At 49.9% G+C, this 16,354-nt stretch carries 22 protein-coding genes and 1 tRNA gene; all 23 read left to right on the plus strand.

The features are described 5' to 3' along the window. Positions 1-72 precede the first annotated feature (72 nt). The 23 genes from QW772_02150 (at position 73) to QW772_02260 (ending at position 16,350) form a co-directional block, all read left to right on the plus strand. Positions 73-345 carry a 50S ribosomal protein L34e gene (locus tag QW772_02150; protein MEM0037714.1) on the plus strand — a complete coding sequence of 91 codons (273 nt, stop codon included), beginning with the start codon at positions 73-75 and terminating at the stop codon, positions 343-345. A 13-nt stretch (positions 346-358) separates the two neighbouring features. Further along, positions 359-913, plus strand: a complete 555-nt coding sequence (locus tag QW772_02155) for an AAA family ATPase (protein MEM0037715.1) — start codon at positions 359-361, stop codon at positions 911-913. Between the two features lie 49 nt (positions 914-962). Beyond that, the gene (locus QW772_02160) at positions 963-1,286 is read left to right on the plus strand and encodes a 50S ribosomal protein L14e (protein ID MEM0037716.1); all 324 of its coding nucleotides are present in this window, start codon (positions 963-965) and stop codon (positions 1,284-1,286) included. Positions 1,287-1,427: 141 nt separating this feature from the next. Next, the gene (locus QW772_02165; protein ID MEM0037717.1) at positions 1,428-1,712 is read left to right on the plus strand and encodes a tRNA pseudouridine synthase A; all 285 of its coding nucleotides are present in this window, start codon (positions 1,428-1,430) and stop codon (positions 1,710-1,712) included. Between the two features lie 74 nt (positions 1,713-1,786). Continuing rightward, a complete protein-coding gene (locus QW772_02170; GenBank protein MEM0037718.1) occupies positions 1,787-2,527 on the plus strand; it encodes an RNA-guided pseudouridylation complex pseudouridine synthase subunit Cbf5 in 741 nt (246 codons plus the stop codon). Positions 2,528-2,564: 37 nt separating this feature from the next. Next, positions 2,565-2,652, plus strand: a tRNA-Ser gene (locus QW772_02175). A 131-nt stretch (positions 2,653-2,783) separates the two neighbouring features. Next, positions 2,784-3,860: a DUF373 family protein gene (locus QW772_02180; GenBank protein MEM0037719.1), complete on the plus strand. Its 1,077-nt coding sequence runs from the start codon at positions 2,784-2,786 to the stop codon at positions 3,858-3,860. 288 nt (positions 3,861-4,148) lie between these two features. Beyond that, positions 4,149-4,646 (plus strand): alanyl-tRNA editing protein, encoded by a 498-nt coding sequence (locus tag QW772_02185; GenBank protein ID MEM0037720.1) that lies wholly within the window; start codon positions 4,149-4,151, stop codon positions 4,644-4,646. Between the two features lie 50 nt (positions 4,647-4,696). Next, a complete protein-coding gene (locus tag QW772_02190) occupies positions 4,697-6,580 on the plus strand; it encodes a phosphoenolpyruvate carboxykinase (GTP) (protein ID MEM0037721.1) in 1,884 nt (627 codons plus the stop codon). Positions 6,581-6,679: 99 nt separating this feature from the next. Further along, positions 6,680-8,041, plus strand: a complete 1,362-nt coding sequence (locus QW772_02195; GenBank protein ID MEM0037722.1) for a nucleotide sugar dehydrogenase — start codon at positions 6,680-6,682, stop codon at positions 8,039-8,041. A 372-nt stretch (positions 8,042-8,413) separates the two neighbouring features. Further along, entirely contained in the window at positions 8,414-9,274 is an 861-nt protein-coding gene (locus QW772_02200) for a class II glutamine amidotransferase (protein MEM0037723.1), read from the plus strand. Then, positions 9,271-9,870 carry an acyltransferase gene (locus QW772_02205; GenBank protein ID MEM0037724.1) on the plus strand — a complete coding sequence of 200 codons (600 nt, stop codon included), beginning with the start codon at positions 9,271-9,273 and terminating at the stop codon, positions 9,868-9,870. The genes QW772_02200 and QW772_02205 overlap by 4 nt, the downstream gene beginning before the upstream one ends. A 455-nt stretch (positions 9,871-10,325) precedes the next feature. After that, positions 10,326-10,805 (plus strand): 30S ribosomal protein S13, encoded by a 480-nt coding sequence (locus tag QW772_02210; protein ID MEM0037725.1) that lies wholly within the window; start codon positions 10,326-10,328, stop codon positions 10,803-10,805. Positions 10,806-10,817: 12 nt separating this feature from the next. After that, the gene (locus tag QW772_02215; protein MEM0037726.1) at positions 10,818-11,366 is read left to right on the plus strand and encodes a 30S ribosomal protein S4; all 549 of its coding nucleotides are present in this window, start codon (positions 10,818-10,820) and stop codon (positions 11,364-11,366) included. Positions 11,367-11,376: 10 nt separating this feature from the next. Further along, positions 11,377-11,778, plus strand: coding sequence for a 30S ribosomal protein S11 (locus QW772_02220; protein MEM0037727.1), 402 nt, complete (start codon positions 11,377-11,379; stop codon positions 11,776-11,778). A 1-nt stretch (position 11,779) separates the two neighbouring features. Further along, the gene (locus QW772_02225) at positions 11,780-12,616 is read left to right on the plus strand and encodes a DNA-directed RNA polymerase subunit D (GenBank protein MEM0037728.1); all 837 of its coding nucleotides are present in this window, start codon (positions 11,780-11,782) and stop codon (positions 12,614-12,616) included. A gap of 1 nt (position 12,617) precedes the next feature. Next, positions 12,618-12,980, plus strand: a complete 363-nt coding sequence (locus QW772_02230; GenBank protein ID MEM0037729.1) for a 50S ribosomal protein L18e — start codon at positions 12,618-12,620, stop codon at positions 12,978-12,980. Next, on the plus strand, positions 12,977-13,429 hold the full coding sequence (locus QW772_02235; protein ID MEM0037730.1) for a 50S ribosomal protein L13: 453 nt from the start codon (positions 12,977-12,979) through the stop codon (positions 13,427-13,429). The genes QW772_02230 and QW772_02235 overlap by 4 nt, the downstream gene beginning before the upstream one ends. Next, the gene (locus tag QW772_02240) at positions 13,426-13,854 is read left to right on the plus strand and encodes a 30S ribosomal protein S9 (GenBank protein MEM0037731.1); all 429 of its coding nucleotides are present in this window, start codon (positions 13,426-13,428) and stop codon (positions 13,852-13,854) included. Before QW772_02235 ends, QW772_02240 begins: the two co-directional genes overlap by 4 nt. Before the next feature lie 7 nt (positions 13,855-13,861). Further along, entirely contained in the window at positions 13,862-14,065 is a 204-nt protein-coding gene (locus QW772_02245; GenBank protein MEM0037732.1) for a DNA-directed RNA polymerase subunit N, read from the plus strand. A 4-nt stretch (positions 14,066-14,069) separates the two neighbouring features. Next, complete coding sequence (gene rpsB, locus QW772_02250) at positions 14,070-14,708, plus strand: 30S ribosomal protein S2 (protein ID MEM0037733.1); 639 nt, start codon at positions 14,070-14,072, stop codon at positions 14,706-14,708. Beyond that, positions 14,705-15,556, plus strand: coding sequence for an AmmeMemoRadiSam system protein B (amrB, locus tag QW772_02255; protein ID MEM0037734.1), 852 nt, complete (start codon positions 14,705-14,707; stop codon positions 15,554-15,556). Before rpsB ends, amrB begins: the two co-directional genes overlap by 4 nt. Positions 15,557-15,606: 50 nt before the next feature. After that, positions 15,607-16,350 (plus strand): hypothetical protein, encoded by a 744-nt coding sequence (locus tag QW772_02260; protein MEM0037735.1) that lies wholly within the window; start codon positions 15,607-15,609, stop codon positions 16,348-16,350. Positions 16,351-16,354 lie beyond the last annotated feature (4 nt).

Here is a 16,354-nt window from a genome sequence, read left to right on the forward strand (position 1 = left end):
GGATCGTTAACTTGACCTCAGGGTTCTATATTGAAAACTTTATAAATCTGGCTTACCACCTATTCATGGTCGATGACGATGTCAGGGGCGTCCATTAGGTCAAGGTCTTTGAAGAAGGGCTGGAGGCGAACCCCAGGTGGCAGGAGCGTAGTTCACTACAAGAGGAGTAAATCTTACATAGCAGTGTGCGGGATCTGCGGACAGGAGCTGGGCGGTGTCCCGAAGTCCAGTTACACGCTGAAGAAGAACGTCAAGTCATCCAGAAGACCTGAGAGGTTTTTCGGAGGCGTTCTCTGCCCCTCATGCCTATCCCTGGCTTTAAAGCTGGCGGTAAGGAGTTCATAGAGGAGGCCTTATATTGAGTAGCTCCTGCAAGTTAGTGATAGCGGTTAGTGGAGCGCCTGGAAGCGGGAAGTCAACGCTTGCCAGAAGACTTTCTGAGCATTTTGGATTAAGGCTGACCTCGTCGGGGGCGATGTTTAGAAGCCTTGCGTCACAAAAAGGTCTTTCCCTAAGCGAGTTTTCTAAGATTGCGGAGGTGGATCCGTCAATAGATAGGCTGGTCGACGAAGCCGCCATCGTTGAGGCCAGTAAGGGTTGTGTAGTCATAGACGCTCATATAGCTGGCTGGATTCTTAAGGACTTAGCACACCTCAGAATATATTTGACAGCGCCTGTGGACGTCCGAGCCCGTAGAATCGCTGAGAGGGACAGCAAGAACTACGAGGAGGCTTTACATGAACTCATTACGCGTGAAGAATCTGAGGCCAAGAGATTCAGCCGATACTATGGTATAGACATTAAAGATTTGAGCGTGTTTGACCTGATTATCAACACCGCTAGATTCAACGCTGACGAGGTCTTTGAAATATCGAGAAAGGCCGTCGAGCTAATTACTGGTGGTAAAATCTAAGAGCAATCCTTATTAATTCCACCGCATGAATTTCAGGTAGGTGATCGAGTTGGCGGCAATCGAGGTCGGGAGGGTGTGTGTTAAAATCCGTGGAAGGGAAGCCGGGAGGAAATGCGTCATAGTCGACATTATAGATGAGAACTTCGTTTACGTGACAGGACCTAAGAGCCTCTCAGGAGTTAAACGTAGGAAAACCAACGTAAATCACATCGAGCCGACAGATAAGAAGGTGGACATTAGTAAGGGGGCGTCGGACGAGGAGGTGCTACAGGCGCTGAAATCCAACGGCTTGGAGGATTTCATGAAGGAAAAGGTCCGGGTAAGCGCTAAGGAATTACTCTACACTAAGACATTGATGACCGTACCTAAGTAATTCACTGTATTGCTTAGCAGGTCGGGCAAGCTCCGCCATTAGCAGCGGGAGAAGGACGTTCCTACTTCGTTCTTCAGGATAAGGCTTTCTCCGGACTAGTTTAGTCGTGTTTATAAGTTCCACATCGTAGAGTTTGACTGAATGAGTAAGGTGTTGGGATTGAGTTCGGGCATCGAGTTTATCAAGAAGCTAGATGACTTCGCCGGAGTCAATAGGCAGTACGTCCTGGTCAGGGAGTTTAGGACTGACGAGAGTTTTGGAAAGATACCTGAGCAAAGATCTCTAGATGAGAAGTTGAGGTTTGGCGTGATTAACCTTGACAAGCCTCCAGGGCCTACAAGTCACGAGGTCGCTGCATGGGTTAAGGAACTCCTTGGCCTTGATAAGGTAGGTCACGGCGGTACCCTAGAGTCCTTGAACCTGTAGGCGTGCGTCCTACAGGACGAGGGCGGGGAGATCCTAAAGTCACTGGCGTGTTGCCCATCGCTTTAGGTAATGCTGTGAAGCTGGTTGGGCTGCTGATGCAGTCTAGTAAAGAGTATGTGGCCGTGATGCAACTGCATAAAGAAGTTGACTTGGAGAGACTAAGGGGGGTCGTCGGACTGTTCAGGGGGAAGGTGTATCAGAAGCCGCCTGTCAGGTCCTCGGTCAAGAGGGCCGTGAGGGTTAGGGAGATCTTCAGGCTGGAGCTAGCTGAATATGAACACCCTTACGCATTACTTATCGTGGACTGTGAGCACGGCACGTACGTGCGTAAGCTAATCCACGATATAGGAGACGTTCTGGGTGTGGGTGCGCACATGCGTGAGTTAAGAAGGACTCGAGTAGGTCCGTTCAGCGAAGCTTCAAACCTAGTTAAGATGCACGAACTCTCTGAGTACGTGCGTCTGTGGCGTGCTAGAGGGGAGATGGGGATGCTTACAAGCGCTGTAATGCCGGGAGAGTACATGGCTTCACACCTACCTAAAGTAGTTATAAATGACGTTGCAGTCAGCGCGGTCGCCTACGGCGCTGATTTAACGGTTCCAGGGATTTCAATCATGCATGAGAAGATACGTAAAGGTGATGCTGTAGCCATGTTCTCGCTTAAAGGGGAGTTGGTGGCGGTCGGGATTGCTCAGATGCATACTGAGGAAGTACTCCAGACCCGTAGGGGGGTTTTCGCTAAGACTAAAAGAGTAACTATTTGTAGGGATGCCTACCCGCCCTTGTGGAGAAAGAGGGAGAGACAACAATCGTAAAATATAAATCTCCAAGAGTATTCATAAACATGAAGTAGCCGGGGTGCCCGAGCGGCCCAAGGGGCTGGCCTGGAGAGCCAGTGGGCGCAACGCCCTCGCGGGTTCAAATCCCGCCCCCGGCGCCACGATAGTGGCGTGAGATTTTCATCAACTGCCTCCTTGAATTCCGTTTAAACCTCCTTGACGTGAAGGTATGGTGTTTTGTTGTGAAAAGGCTTAACTATCGCAAAGTCAATAATTAATAAGGAGGAGGGGCTTGGTCAGGTTATTGGTTGTAGCTGTTGACTACGATGACGACATTTCTCTGAGCGGTTTTGATACGCCCATCATCGGCTATGACAGAGTCGTTGAGGCTTCAGTTAAGTTCGGTGTTTCGCGACCTGACGACTCAGATCTTAATGTCTTGTTCCACGCGCTCTCCGTCTACTTAGACCTTAAGAACAAGGGGGAAGACGTTGAGGTAGCGGTTATCTCCGGGCATCCGGAAAGCAACATTGAGGCAGGTAGGAGGCTTAGGGAGCAGGTTTCCTATCTGATGTCAACCCTTAACTCCAAGGATTTTGTCTTGGTTTTGGATAGTGCTGAGGACGAACTCATTATACCAGTCATTCAAAACATGGCTAACATAGTAGCGGTCGAGAGAGTGGTCATAGAGCAACTCAGAGGGGTTGAGGAGACCTACGTCTTGATCGGGAGATATCTTAGAAAGGCGGTCGAGGAACCCCGCTTCTCTAAGATACTCCTCGGAATTCCGGGCGTTTTGTTAGTGGTCTTCGCAGCCATCACTCTATCGCCTCTCTCGGCTTACGTCTGGGAGATCCTGGTGGGCGTCCTCGGGTTATTTCTGATAGTCAGGGGCTTTCAGATTCATGAAGTCGTTTGGAGGAAGTGGAAGCAGTCATCTATATACAGGATCTCAAGCGTTCTCTCGATCTTCTCACTGTCGGTCGGAATTGCCTTAACTGTGTCACTGATGTCCTCTCGGGACTTCTCCTACGACCCGGCCTCAATCAGGGTTTACTCTGAAGTGATGGTACCCTTCGCGGCTCTCTCTGCCTCCATACTGTTTGCTGGCAGAATGATCCACAGAATACTTAGAAGGAGCATCAGAATATGGCGCGACGTGGTGGCCCTCCTGACTATAGCACTCCTTGCTAGATACGTGCTTAACCTGGTTGAGATCATTACGACCTACCCGGTTGAAAGCATAGTTGATATACTCTACTCCTATAACTTAATACAAGTATTTGCGTTGATATCCGTTCTTATAGTGGTTGTAGTCTTCCTGATGAACTTCATAGAACGACAGACTAGAACCGCTAGGCAAGTTTAAGGACCTCAAACCGATATCGCATCACCTCCTACACATGACTCCAGTAGGACGTCGGGACGGAGACCGCGATTGTATTAAACTCTGCGGGGGGTCGTTACTTAACACCTGTTGGTGATGAGGATATTTATAAGCCTCTCTCAGAGGGTGTCATGATGGTGAGGTTTAGAAATGCCTGAATGTTTGAGGTGTCTCGCTCAAGCACGTAGGCGTCCGTACGAAGCCTTATTAGGTGTCACAGCCTCTGAAGTTACAGGCCTTAATAGGACTGCTACGGGGTCGTGATGCGTAATGTCCTTGCAGGAGGGTGTTAACGTATACCCTGATGAGATGAGAACCCATACAGCTCTTCACGTTGTTAAGGGGGCTGTCGTCAGGGTTCTTGGCGAGGGTTCGATGTGGACTGCGTCAACATACGTGTCTGGAAAGCATGGAAGGTTGACTGTAACGTGTTCCTCGAAACCTGACGAGACTCAGATGAGGAGGGTTGAAGAGTTGGCTAATGCGAAGGTTATGAGTGATCTACGCATAGAAACTGTGGTTATATCAAGGGAGGATGCTGAAAGAATGTATGGTCACGTAATATATGACCTATTTCCAGTGCCGCCTGATGTGAAAGAACTGACCCTGGTCATACTCTATGACGTGGACGGAGGCGTCTGGAATATAAACGCCTGCAATAAGGAACACCTCCCTTCAACTAGGTTCATCGGTGAGATCCGGCTCGAGAAACCCAGATACAGGGCGTCTAAGGGGTTACTCGAAATACCTTTTGACATAAGTCCTTGAAACGCACTACTTTATTAATTTTTGAGTTATATACCTTAGCGGGGGACAACTTGAGTAGGGAGGCGTTTACTTCTGAAGAATACGATTATATGAGCTTTCTACGCTCCTCCATGAGGGGGGAGATGCTTGAGAGACTCTTAAGGATACCTGACCCTAAGCTTCACAGGTGGATAGCCGACATAGTTAGGGTGGCTAAGCCTTCGTCCGTGTACGTCAACGTGGGCGACGAAGGCGATCTGGAATACATCAGGCGTGCAGCCCTAGCCAACAGGGAGGAGCTGCCGACTAGGAATGCGAGACACACGGCACACTTCGACGGACCTAAGGATTTAGCACGTGACAGGGGCAACACAAGGATACTGTTGTCAAGTGGAGAGAAAATACCTCTAATAAACACCTATGAAAGGAGGTCGGGCCTCAATGAAATCAAGGAGTTGTTCAGAGACGTAATGAAGGGGAAGGAGATGTTCGTGTCCTTCTTCTGCTTTGGCCCTAGGGACTCGCCCTTCACATTGCATGCGGTGCAAGTGACGGATTCAGCTTATGTAACCCACAGTGAGAATATTCTCTACAGGATATGTTATGACTACTTCGTTAAATATGGTGAGAACCTGGATTACTTGAGGTTCCTTCACTCAGCCGGCGAGCGCGACGCGAACGGCTGGAGCAAGAACATCGACAAGAGGAGGATCTACATAGACTTAGAGGATGACACGGTATACAGCGTGAATACTCAGTATGCAGGTAATACGGTAGGTCTGAAGAAACTTGCCCTAAGACTATGCGTTAATAGAGGGTTGAGAGAGGGTTGGTTGTGTGAACACATGTTCATAACGGGCGTCAAAGGCCCCGGCGACAGGGTAACGTACTTCACGGGCGCTTTTCCAGCCGGGTGCGGGAAGACGTCCACAGCTCTAATGTCTGACACGGTGGTTGGGGATGACTTAGCCATAATTAAGGAGTTCGACGGTGTAGCAAGGGCAGTCAATCCGGAGGTCGGGATGTTCGGCATCGTTGACGGGATAAACCCGAGGGATGATCCGGAAATATACGAGATACTCACCTCACCCGATAGTGAGGTGATATTCTCGAATATCCTGTTGATGGATAATGGTGAGGTGTGGTGGTCAGGGAAGGTGGGTGAGCCTGGCAAGGGTATCAACTACGCTGGTGAGTGGTGGCCTGGCAAGGATAATCCACCGTCACATCCTAACTCTAGGTTCACTACATCCATAAGGTACCTTAAGACACTCGATCCCAGGATTGACGACCCGCTTGGAGTTCCTGTAGGTGGCATGATATTCGGCGGGAGGGACTCAGATACGTTGCCGCCCGTCGAAGAATCTTTTGACTGGGTTCATGGCATAGTCACTAAGGGTGCTGCCTTAGAATCTGAGAGGACTACTGCAGTTCTAGGAAAGGCCGGTGAAAGAGAGTTCAACCCGTACGCGATCCTGGACTTCCTATCGATATCCGTCGGTAAATTCACGGAACTCCACTTAAGGTTTGCCGAGAAGCTTAAAGTAAAGCCTAGAGTGTATGGTGTTAACTACTTCCTGAAGGATGAGAACGGCAACTACCTTGCTGAGAAGGTGGATAAGAAGGTGTGGTTGAAGTGGATGGAGTTAAGGGTTCACAATGATGTAGAGGCTGTAGAGACGCCGACAGGTCTCATACCTCTCTACGAGGATCTGAAGGTACTCTTTAGCAAGCACCTTAACAAAGACTATCCTGAGGCCTTATACGTGAAGCAATTCATGGTGAGGGTGCCGCAACAACTGTCGAAGGTTGAAAGGATCTGGGCTATATATGAGGGCATACCGGACGCGCCTAGGGAGTTATTCGATGTCCTTAGGGCTCAGAAAGAGAGGCTTAAGGAAGCTGGAAGTAAGTGGGGCGACTTCATATCGCCGTTCATCTTCATTAGGAGATAAACTTTCTAATTATCCCAGCCATAGGTGGTAGACTCGTAATAGTTAAAGAAGACCTATGCTTATTATGTTGTAACGCTTCATTAACGTGGGATTTAGACGATGAGCGCCCCTGACCCAGTTGAGAGAGTGTTCGGTGGGGGTTGTAGCGTTTCAGTGTTTGGGCTGGGTTATGTAGGTCTCGCTCTGACGGCTGCCTACCTCAGGAAAGGGTTAAAGGTTGTTGGAGTTGATAAAGATCCGAGCAGGATATCCGCCTTGACGTCCCTCTCCCTCAAATTCCTGGAAAGGGAGGTCGGGGAAGCCATTAACTCAGGGTTAAGCTCAGGGCTGTTAAGACTAACCACCAACGGACTTGAGTACTCCACGGAGACCTGCGTCAATGTGGTCACAGTCCCTGTTTACGTGGATTGGCTAACTAAGGAAGTGAACTACGACGCAATACTTCAGGTGGCTGACACTGTGGGGAAGGGCTTGAAGACTGGGGATATGGTGATCTTGGAATCAAGTGTGCCGCCGGGCACAACTGAGGGGATGTTTAAATCAAGGCTGGAGGAGGCTAGCGGGTTGACTGCCGGCAGAGATTTCTACCTGGCTTACAGTCCTGAACGTATATATGTTGGGCACGCACTCAGAGATATAGAGGCTAACTACCCTAAGATCGTGGCAGGCGTCGATGCCTCCTCTACTGAATGCGTCGCTAGGTTCTATTCTAAGATAGCGTTGAAGGGGGTTATCAGGATGAGTTCAATCAGGGCCGCAGAGTTCTCGAAGTTAGTGGAGGGTGTTTATAGGGATGTTAACATAGCATTAGCTAACGAGTTAGCCATCCTCTCAGAACTTCTCAGTGTGGATTACTATGAGGTCAGAAACGCCGCTAACTCTCAACCATACTGCCACCTCCACCTGCCGGGGCCGGGGGTTGGCGGCCCTTGCATCCCCATATATCCCTACCTCCTTGTCGGGAGGGCTCTGAGTAAGGGATTTGTACCCAGGCTAATCAAACTTGCTCGAGAGATCAACGAGTCAATGCCTTACGAGGTAGTCAGGAGGGTAGAGCTATTCTTAAGGGATTATGGCCTTGCATTAGATCGGGTCAGCGTAGCGGTTCTTGGCGTGGCTTTCAGGGGTGACACAGACGATGCTAGACTTTCCCCTGCACGTGAGGTCATAGCCCTACTCAAGGCCAGGGGATGTAAGAATATCATAGCTCAAGACCCCCTAGTTTCAAAGGATGAGGTGCTTGAATCACTTCAGGTCCCCCTAACGAGAGATCTACGTGTAGCCTTAGAAGGGCGGGAATTAGTCGTCGTCCTAACCAGACACTCGGAATATGATAAACTAACAACGGAAGACATAGTTAGGTTAAGCGGTAATCCCAACATTCTAATCTTCGACTCCGTCAATATCATACACGATAACAGCAGATACAGGAGAATACGTAAATTAGGTGGTTCAGGGTGATTGTGCGGAGAAGCCCATTCAAATTAACATATGATATGTGTCCCTACACCTGAACGAGGAGGTAGGCTAAGCTACCTGCCCTCCAGTAACGACGGCATTCAAACACCGACTAAATCGTTTTGAAACGTCCGTCATCAAGACACATAGTGGAACCTACGCCGAAATAATCTGGAGCTCCTGACCTAAGCTCACACACCCACCCAGTCCAGACACACGGCTAAAGCAGATCTAACACAACAACGTGAACTTCATTATCGGTATCCTCAGAGCAGCTACCCCGACACCAGCGTTCAGAGTGTTAGCAGGCAGGTCCCGTGAAGACATTCTGGTAATAAAATATTTCACATCTAGAGGATTATTGGGTGAAGTACTGTGTGCAGGGTTCTGGTCGGTGTGATGGATAAGGATTTCATGAAAGCTAACCTGAAGGAGTTGATGGGCGAGTTCGTCGAGTCCTCACGTAAGGATCCTCACCTCGCTGAAGTGACCAGAGGTCGCAGGGAAGCCCATGATGATGGGTGGGGACTAGCTGTAGCAGGATTTAAAAATGAATTACTCTCAATATTTCATGAGAAGACGGCGCACCCCATATTCAGTCCACAGTCAATAGAACTCCTAGAAGTTTTCAGCAGTAAATTAAGCAGATACGATAAAGTACTGCTGGAACTGCATTCACGTGCTACGGGGACGGAGCCCCTGGGAACCACTAACGCACATCCCTTCGAAGTGGACTACGGGCTAGGTAAGATCTGGTTCATACATAATGGTGGCGTGGACAAGGTTAGGATCTCTAAAGAAGTTGGAATAAACCCCTACCTTCATGTGGACTCCTACGTGGTCGCCAAATACCTAGCAAGAAGGCTAAGTGATTGTGCTAAAGTATGCGCAGACTTAGATCAATGCGTCGCCAGCGCCTACAGTAAGCTGTACTATGAGCATCTACGCACCGGTGACGCTCTGATAACAGGACTCCTGACACTTTGCGAGGACAGCGACGTCAGGATATACTTCTCGTCGTTGGTGAGGGGTTACGAAGCCCTCAGCGAGGAGGTGAGGAGGTACTATCTAGTCTATAGAGTCTGGGGTCAAGGCTTTAACGTGCTGTCATCCTCAACGCTAGTTGATTACTACTTGAGGCTAACAGGCCATAGAACGGAAACAGCGCAACAGCGGGTGGGTAGGGTGGAGTTAGACAGGGTCGAGGTTCTGTGGGAGGAGGGTGTTTCACAATGAGCGATTCTAGGAAGTATTATGCCCACCCGACCGCAGTCGTTGAAGAAGGCGTTGAAATCGGCGAAAACACCAGAATATGGCATTTTGCACACATTAGGAAGGGGGCTAAGATAGGTAGAAACTGCAACATAGGTAAGGACGTCTACATAGACGTTGACGTCAGGATCGGCAACAACGTTAAGATACAGAACTTCGTTTCCGTATATCGAGGTGTGGTGCTGGAGGACGACGTTTTCGTAGGGCCGCACGCCACCTTCACCAACGACCTATACCCAAGGTCCTATAACGTTGAGTGGGAGGTGGTGCCAACCCTAGTTAAAAAGGGTGCGTCCATAGGGGCTAACGCGACGATCGTCTGCGGCGTAACTATAGGTGAGTACGCAATGGTGGGTGCCGGAGCGGTGGTGACTAAGGACGTAGTCCCCCATGGACTGGTGGTTGGTAATCCAGCCAGACTGGTGGGTTTCGTGTGCTACTGCGGCAAACCGCTTAAAGAGGATGAGAGATACAGGGCTGAAGGGGACCTGATAATATATAAGTGCAGCAGATGCGGAAAGGAAGTAAAGATACGCAAAATCACTACGGAAATGTTGTAGGAGTAGGAGACCTACAGCCTCACAACACTTCCAAACGCTAGGAAGGAAGCTGGTCCCTCTCCACCTTGTAGAATGAGGGATTTCCTTCGATGGATCCATGCTTCACTGCTGGTGAGCACTGCATGCACCTACTCCGCTCCGCCCGCCTACCTCCTCGTTCAGCCAGTCAGTCCGTTAGTCTCTTAACAGGGTTTGCTGACCCGTCACGAATGATGCTAACGCGTGATCAAGTGCATCGCTAAACACGTCGTGAATTACCGATGAGACGTAAGACAAGTGAGGGAGACCTTAGGACGTAGTGCGGTAGGGGTTCCTAAAGCGTGGGTTAATTAAGTGAGTTTTGCTGTTATCCATCGCTACCCTTGCAGGCACGTTAAATGGCTGTGACTGTTGAAAGAGACTAAAACTTATATACTGCCTATGACCTTTAATCTAGGTGTGCGGTGAATAATGGAATGAGCGAGGCTAGGTTCAGACACATAGTGAGGATTGCCGGCGTTGATATCGGAGGGGATCAGCTCGTCCCCTACGGGCTTGCACGGATAAAGGGTATCGGATATCACACGGGTTTGACTATAGCGCGTATTCTAGGGCTCGACCCTCATACACGCATAGGTTATTTAAGTGATTCCGACGTTCACAGGATTGAGGACGTCATAAACAACCCTATGAAGTACGGTATCCCCAGCTGGTACTTGAACAGGAGAAAGGATATCACAACTGGAGAGCATAGACACCTAATAACAGCTGACTTAATGTTTGAAGCCAGAGGGGATATAGAGAGGGAGATCAAGACGAGGAGCTGGAGGGGTGTGAGACATCAGCTAGGCCTTAAGGTCAGGGGGCAGAAGACGCACACTACAGGCAGGATAGGGCCTGTTGTAGGCGTGACTAAAGGTAAAGTCGCTCAGCAACAGAAGAAGGAGGGTGAGTAGGGGGGAATCGCTTTGGGTGACCCTAGGAAATCGAGGAGGAAATGGGAAAGACCCGGACATCCCTGGATTAAGGATAGATTGGCTGAAGAGATGGAATTACTTGGTAGGTATGGTTTAAGGAATAAGCGTGAGTTATGGATTGCTCAAACCATATTGAGGAATATAAGAAACAGGGCTAAGTACCTCCTTTCACTTCCGCCGGATGAGAGGATGGTCAGGGAGAGGGAGCTGGCCAAGAGACTCTACCGGTCCGGTTTCTTAATGAATGAGAACGGCACTGTTGATGACATTCTTGGCTTAACCGTGGAGGACGTCCTCCAGAGAAGATTGCAGACGCTGGTTTATAGGAAGGGTCTAGCTGTGAGTATTCATGAAGCCCGGCAGCTGATAACCCATGGACACATAGCCATTGGTGGCAGGAGAGTGACCTCGCCGGGCTACCTGGTTAACAGGGATGAAGAGCAGATAATAGATTTTATGCAGGGTTCCCCCGTTGCAAGCAGGGTGAGGATCCAGGAGGCTAGCGGGGAAGGCGTTGAGGAGCTCACAGACAGCGGGTAGGTGGTGATGGATGGCTTTCACATCAAGAGAACTTAAATGGGGTATCGCGCACATATACAGTTCTTTCAACAACACTATAGTTCATATAACGGACTTAAGCGGGGCTGAGACCGTAGCAACCATGTCGGGCGGTATGGTGGTCAGGGCTGATAGGGAGAAGCCCTCACCCTACGTCGCGATGCTGATAGCTTACAGATCGGCTCAGAAAGCGATGGATAAAGGTATAAACGCTATACACATAAAGGTCAGGGGTCCCGGCGGACACGGACCTAAGATACCAGGCCCTGGAGCTCAAGCAGCTATAAGGGCTTTGGCTAGGACGGGGTTCATAATAGGGCGTATTGAAGACATAACCCCTATTCCGCATGACACCACGCGCAGACCTGGCGGCAGAAGGGGTAGGAGGGTGTAAAGTGCCGTACTTAGTCAGAGTCGTTGAGAGAAGCGGGAATTTTATAAAGCTACTCTTTAAGGACGTCCCGCTCTCGCTTCTGAACGCGGTTAGGAGAGCGGCTATGGAGTACGTTCCGACGATGGCTGTGGATTTCGTGGTTTTCGACAACAATACGTCAGTTCTGCATGATGAGATAGTAGCACATAGGTTGGGATTAATACCTCTTGACTCGAATGAAGCGTTACGAAGATATAAGAGCCCTGAGGAATGTGCTGACGTAAGTCCTGAGGAGTCTGCAGAGTGTTATGCCGTCTTGTCGCTGCGAGACTCTGCCAGGGAGGGTGAGGTGAAGACCATCTACTCTAATAATCTAAACCCTGTTACGGATCCTGATGTGAAGCCTGTTTACGGTAATATCCCCTTGGTGGTGCTGGGGCCTAAGCAGGAGATATCTCTGGAGGCTTACGCCAGACTAGGGAGGGGGGTCGAACACATAAAATGGTCTCCGGTCACCACATCTACGGTAACGCACTCCGCAAGGTTGTGTGTTAGGCAAGAGCTGTGTAACCTGTGCGGTAGGTGTGTGGAGGTTTGTCCTAGAGGGGCGCTGACCCTCAGTGAGGGTAGGGTGGTGACTCATGAAGAGAACTGCATTCTTTGCAGGCAATGCCTTAGGGTATGTCCAACTGAGGCGATAGATCTGAGTTCTAAGGAGGACGAATTCTACCTTGTCATAGAATCCTCTGGAGCTCTGAGGCCTGAGGTTATAATAGCTGAAGCCTTCAAGGTAATTATATCAAAACTGGACGCTTTTTTAAGTGCGTTAGACTCTATTAAGGTTCAGGGTGGTGAGTGAGATGGCCAGGACGGGTCCTACCAACATAGTCGTAAGGTCGCTGATAGATGATCTAAGGAAGACGGCTAACCGCTGCAAAGCCCCTATATGGGACTACGTGGCCGAGATCCTTGAGAAGCCTTCACGAAGAAGAGTCGTTGTAAACGTATCTAAGTTGAGCAGGGTAGCTACTGAGGGTGAAGTACTGTTAGTTCCTGGGAAAGTTCTAGGGTCCGGCCTTGTCAATAAGAGGGTGACAGTAGCTGCTCTAAGCTTCTCATCTAGAGCCGTTGAGAAAATTAAGGGTGCGGGGGGAGAGGCTATGAGTATTAAGGAGTTGATGTCTATTAATCCCCAAGGGAGTGGAGTGAGGGTGATAGCATGACCGCTCAGAATGAAGAAATTGAGAATGTGGTCATTATAGATGCTGAAGGCGCTATCTTAGGCAGGCTGGCCTCCAGCATAGCCCAACTCCTCAAGGAGGGTTACAGGGTCTACGTGGTGAACGCTGAGAAGGCTGTGGTGAGCGGGGATAAGAGGAGGGTTATTGAGGGCTATAAGGTATGGCTTTCAATCAAAACTTTAAGGAATCCTGGCAAGTCTTCTCCGAGGAGGCCTAAAAACCCTGTCTCCATAGTTAAGTACACCGTGCGTGGGATGTTGCCTAAGACCTTCAACAAAGGACGTTCAAGGTTGAGCAGGTTAAAGGTTTTTGTCGGAGTTCCTAAGGAGTTTGAGGGTAGGAAGATGATTAAAATTCCTTCTTCAGGGATTAAGAGAGTGGTGTCAGTGAGTGAGATAGCTGAAGCACTCGGGTGGAGGGGCAGGAAATGAGCATGCAATCATCGCCGCATGGACTAAAAGTAGTTATTGCTGTGGGCAAGCGCAAGACAGCCGTTGCGAAGGCTGTGATAGAGGAGGGCAAGGGCAGGGTATGGGTGAATGATGTTCCTATAGAGCTCTGGCCTGTAGAGATGGCCAAACTGAAGATGATGGAGCCCTTGATGCTGGCCGGCGAGAACGTGTGGGGTAAGGTAGATATTCATGTGTATGTTACGGGCGGCGGTGTCATGGCTCAAGCAGACGCCGTCAGGACGGCGATAGCGCGGGCACTCGCATCCTTCACGAACAACGAGGAGTTAAGGAGGATCTACAGCGAATACTCTAGGGCGATGCTGGCAGGTGATCCTAGGCGGACGGAGCCTGAGAAGTGGATGCGCTACTCTGCCAGACGGTTTAGGCAGAAGTCTTACAGGTGATGAGCTGATGGTTATCTTCCCTGTCAGGTGTTTCACATGCGGGTCTGTGATCGGTGATAGGTGGGATGCATTCGTCGAGGGGGTCAAATCCGGCAGAGAGCCGGGTAAGGTGCTTGACGAGTTGGGTGTTAAGAGGTACTGCTGTAGGAGAATGTTTATTTCTCATCTCAATCTAATTGAGGAACTAGTAATGTATTCTAGGAAGGTGTGATGGGATGAGTGAGGACGTGGATCGTGAGAGGTTAGCCGGTAGCGAGCTCTTGGTGCCGCTTAACTTGTATCTTGAGGCAGGGGTTCACATAGGCACTTATATGTGCACTAAGCACATGGAGAGGTTTGTGTATAGGCAGAGGCCGGACGGCCCTTACATAATAGATGTTAAGAAAATAGATGAGCGGATACGTGTAGCTGGTAAATTCCTGGCGAGCTACAAACCTGAGTCAGTTCTCGCCGTCTCGGCGAGGCCCTACGGCTTCCAGCCCGTGCAGAGATTTGCTGAGATAACCGGTGGTAAAGCTATCGTGGGAAGGTTCATACCTGGCACTCTGACCAACCCCAACTTGAGTGCCTACATAGAGCCGGACATATTAGTAGTGACGGACCCTAGGGTCGACCAGCAGGCGTTACTTGAGGCGTCAAGAATAGGCATACCCGTAGTGGCGATCGTCAGCACCGACTCGAAAACTAACAATATCGATTTAGTGATTCCAGGCAACAACAAAGGCAGGAAATCTTTGGCTGTCATATACTGGTTACTTGCTAGGCAAACCCTCAGAGAGAGGGGGCTCATACCGTCGACCGGCGAACTGAGCGTTGGTCCCGAGACCTTCGAGACTAGGGTGCTCAGTAAATGAGCCTTAGAAAAGCGGCGGTGGCCGGTTATTTCTATGAGGGGAAAAGAGAAGAGCTGATCAGAAGGATTGAGTGGGCATATACCCATAGCCCAGGACCTGGCGTTCTCCCCAGAGTTTCCGATACCAGGAATAAGGAGAGCTTGGGTTTCATAGTACCGCACGCTGGCTACGTGTACAGTGGGCCTGTGGCTGCGCACTCTTACGCCAAGATGGCATCGGAGGGCAGACCTGACGTGTTTGTAATGCTGGGTCCTAACCACACAGGAGTTGGCGAGGCTGTATCTGTTTGGGATGAAGGTGCCTGGGAAACCCCATTAGGTCGCGTCGACGTTGATGTAGAGTTAGCCAGGAGGGTAATTGAGAACTCGCAATACGCTAGGTCGGATAAGCTGGCACATTACGAAGAGCACTCTATCGAGGTGCAGCTACCGTTTCTACAGCATCTATTTAGAGATGTGAAAATAGTGCCTATATCGATAATGTATCAAGTGCCTGAAGTGGCTAAGGATCTAGCTACCGCGATCCTTAAGTCCGTGACTGAGTTAGGTAGGGACGCCGTCATCATCTCAACCACTGACTTAACTCACTATGAACCCCATGAAAACGCGATCAGGAAGGACCAGCTAGTCTTGGACAGGATTAAGGCGTTGGATCCGGAGGGTTTGTTTGAGGTGGTCCTCAGGAGGAATATCTCTATGTGCGGGGTTGCGCCAGTCATGACGCTGTTGCTTTACGCCAACCTAAGTAAGTCCTCAGGCGCTGAAATCCTTAAGTATGCTACCTCAGGAGATATTTCAGGAGATAAGTCACTTGTCGTCGGCTATTCGTCTATAAGGATCCTTAAGTAGCCAATCCCTCATTTAGTCTGGTTTGCGGGTATTTAAGAGGATTGATCGTGATGAAGCTTACTAAGAGTGGTTACGGATGGGTACCGCTGTTCCACATACCTATTCCTGGCAGACATAACCCACTGATAGTGTTCCCAACAACGCATGAGGTTGTTGCAGAGGCTACCCTCATCGAGGGAGGCCTCAGGGTGGAAGTCTCAGGCTCTACTGATCCAGCGTATGTAGAGGGCAGGGTTACAGCCTTTCTAAGGCATTTGTTGTCTGAGGTAGGTATGAGCGTGTCGTTGGAACTGAGGCTTAGAGCTTCTTCCGACACGCCGAGGGAGTACGCATACGTCCACGCGACAAACACGGCTCTGGAGTTGCTTGGGGGTAAGCTGGACGAGGACATAGTTGAAGCTGCTTGGCACGTGGACGTTAAGGTTGGCTTGCCGCACAGCGTCCTAGCATTGAGGAAGGCGCAGATAGTCGGCAAGCCCTACATATGGAGGTTTGGTGAAGGCCATGTCGAGTTAGACAAGGATCTCATGGCTGAGGTGTTCAGCCGCTCGGAAGTCGCGTTTACCCTGCACACGCCCCCGCTCGCAGATTATCTAACACACTTAGCGGGGAACTGCATAGTAAACATATTTACCGGGTTGAGGGAGGGTGAAGACTTAAGCGACTTGATCAGGCTGTACAACGCTCTGTGGTATGCAATTCACGGCGTTTACCCCCCTCACGGGGAGAGAGGATTTGGAGTGATTTTCCCGGATGCAGACAAAGCAGTAAGTGCTGAGGTGACTATTGATTGAAGGT

The sequence above is a fragment of the Zestosphaera sp. genome (assembly GCA_038727705.1).
GTDB lineage: Archaea > Thermoproteota > Thermoprotei_A > Sulfolobales > NBVN01 > Zestomicrobium.

Bases quoted from the DNA above. Each gene is read 5' to 3' on its own strand.
- QW772_02165 (MEM0037717.1), top strand. From the start codon at position 1,428: ATGAGTAAGGTGTTGGGATTGAGTTCGGGCATCGAGTTTATCAAGAAG.
- QW772_02245 (MEM0037732.1), top strand. From the start codon at position 13,862: ATGGTTATCTTCCCTGTCAGGTGTTTCACATGCGGGTCTGTGATCGGT.
- QW772_02185 (MEM0037720.1), top strand. From the start codon at position 4,149: ATGTCCTTGCAGGAGGGTGTTAACGTATACCCTGATGAGATGAGAACC.
- QW772_02205 (MEM0037724.1), top strand. From the start codon at position 9,271: ATGAGCGATTCTAGGAAGTATTATGCCCACCCGACCGCAGTCGTTGAA.
- QW772_02260 (MEM0037735.1), top strand. From the start codon at position 15,607: ATGAAGCTTACTAAGAGTGGTTACGGATGGGTACCGCTGTTCCACATA.
- amrB (MEM0037734.1), top strand. From the start codon at position 14,705: ATGAGCCTTAGAAAAGCGGCGGTGGCCGGTTATTTCTATGAGGGGAAA.
- QW772_02195 (MEM0037722.1), top strand. From the start codon at position 6,680: ATGAGCGCCCCTGACCCAGTTGAGAGAGTGTTCGGTGGGGGTTGTAGC.
- rpsB (MEM0037733.1), top strand. From the start codon at position 14,070: ATGAGTGAGGACGTGGATCGTGAGAGGTTAGCCGGTAGCGAGCTCTTG.
- QW772_02230 (MEM0037729.1), top strand. From the start codon at position 12,618: ATGGCCAGGACGGGTCCTACCAACATAGTCGTAAGGTCGCTGATAGAT.
- QW772_02150 (MEM0037714.1), top strand. From the start codon at position 73: ATGACGATGTCAGGGGCGTCCATTAGGTCAAGGTCTTTGAAGAAGGGC.
- QW772_02235 (MEM0037730.1), top strand. From the start codon at position 12,977: ATGACCGCTCAGAATGAAGAAATTGAGAATGTGGTCATTATAGATGCT.
- QW772_02220 (MEM0037727.1), top strand. From the start codon at position 11,377: ATGGCTTTCACATCAAGAGAACTTAAATGGGGTATCGCGCACATATAC.
- QW772_02210 (MEM0037725.1), top strand. From the start codon at position 10,326: ATGAGCGAGGCTAGGTTCAGACACATAGTGAGGATTGCCGGCGTTGAT.
- QW772_02240 (MEM0037731.1), top strand. From the start codon at position 13,426: ATGAGCATGCAATCATCGCCGCATGGACTAAAAGTAGTTATTGCTGTG.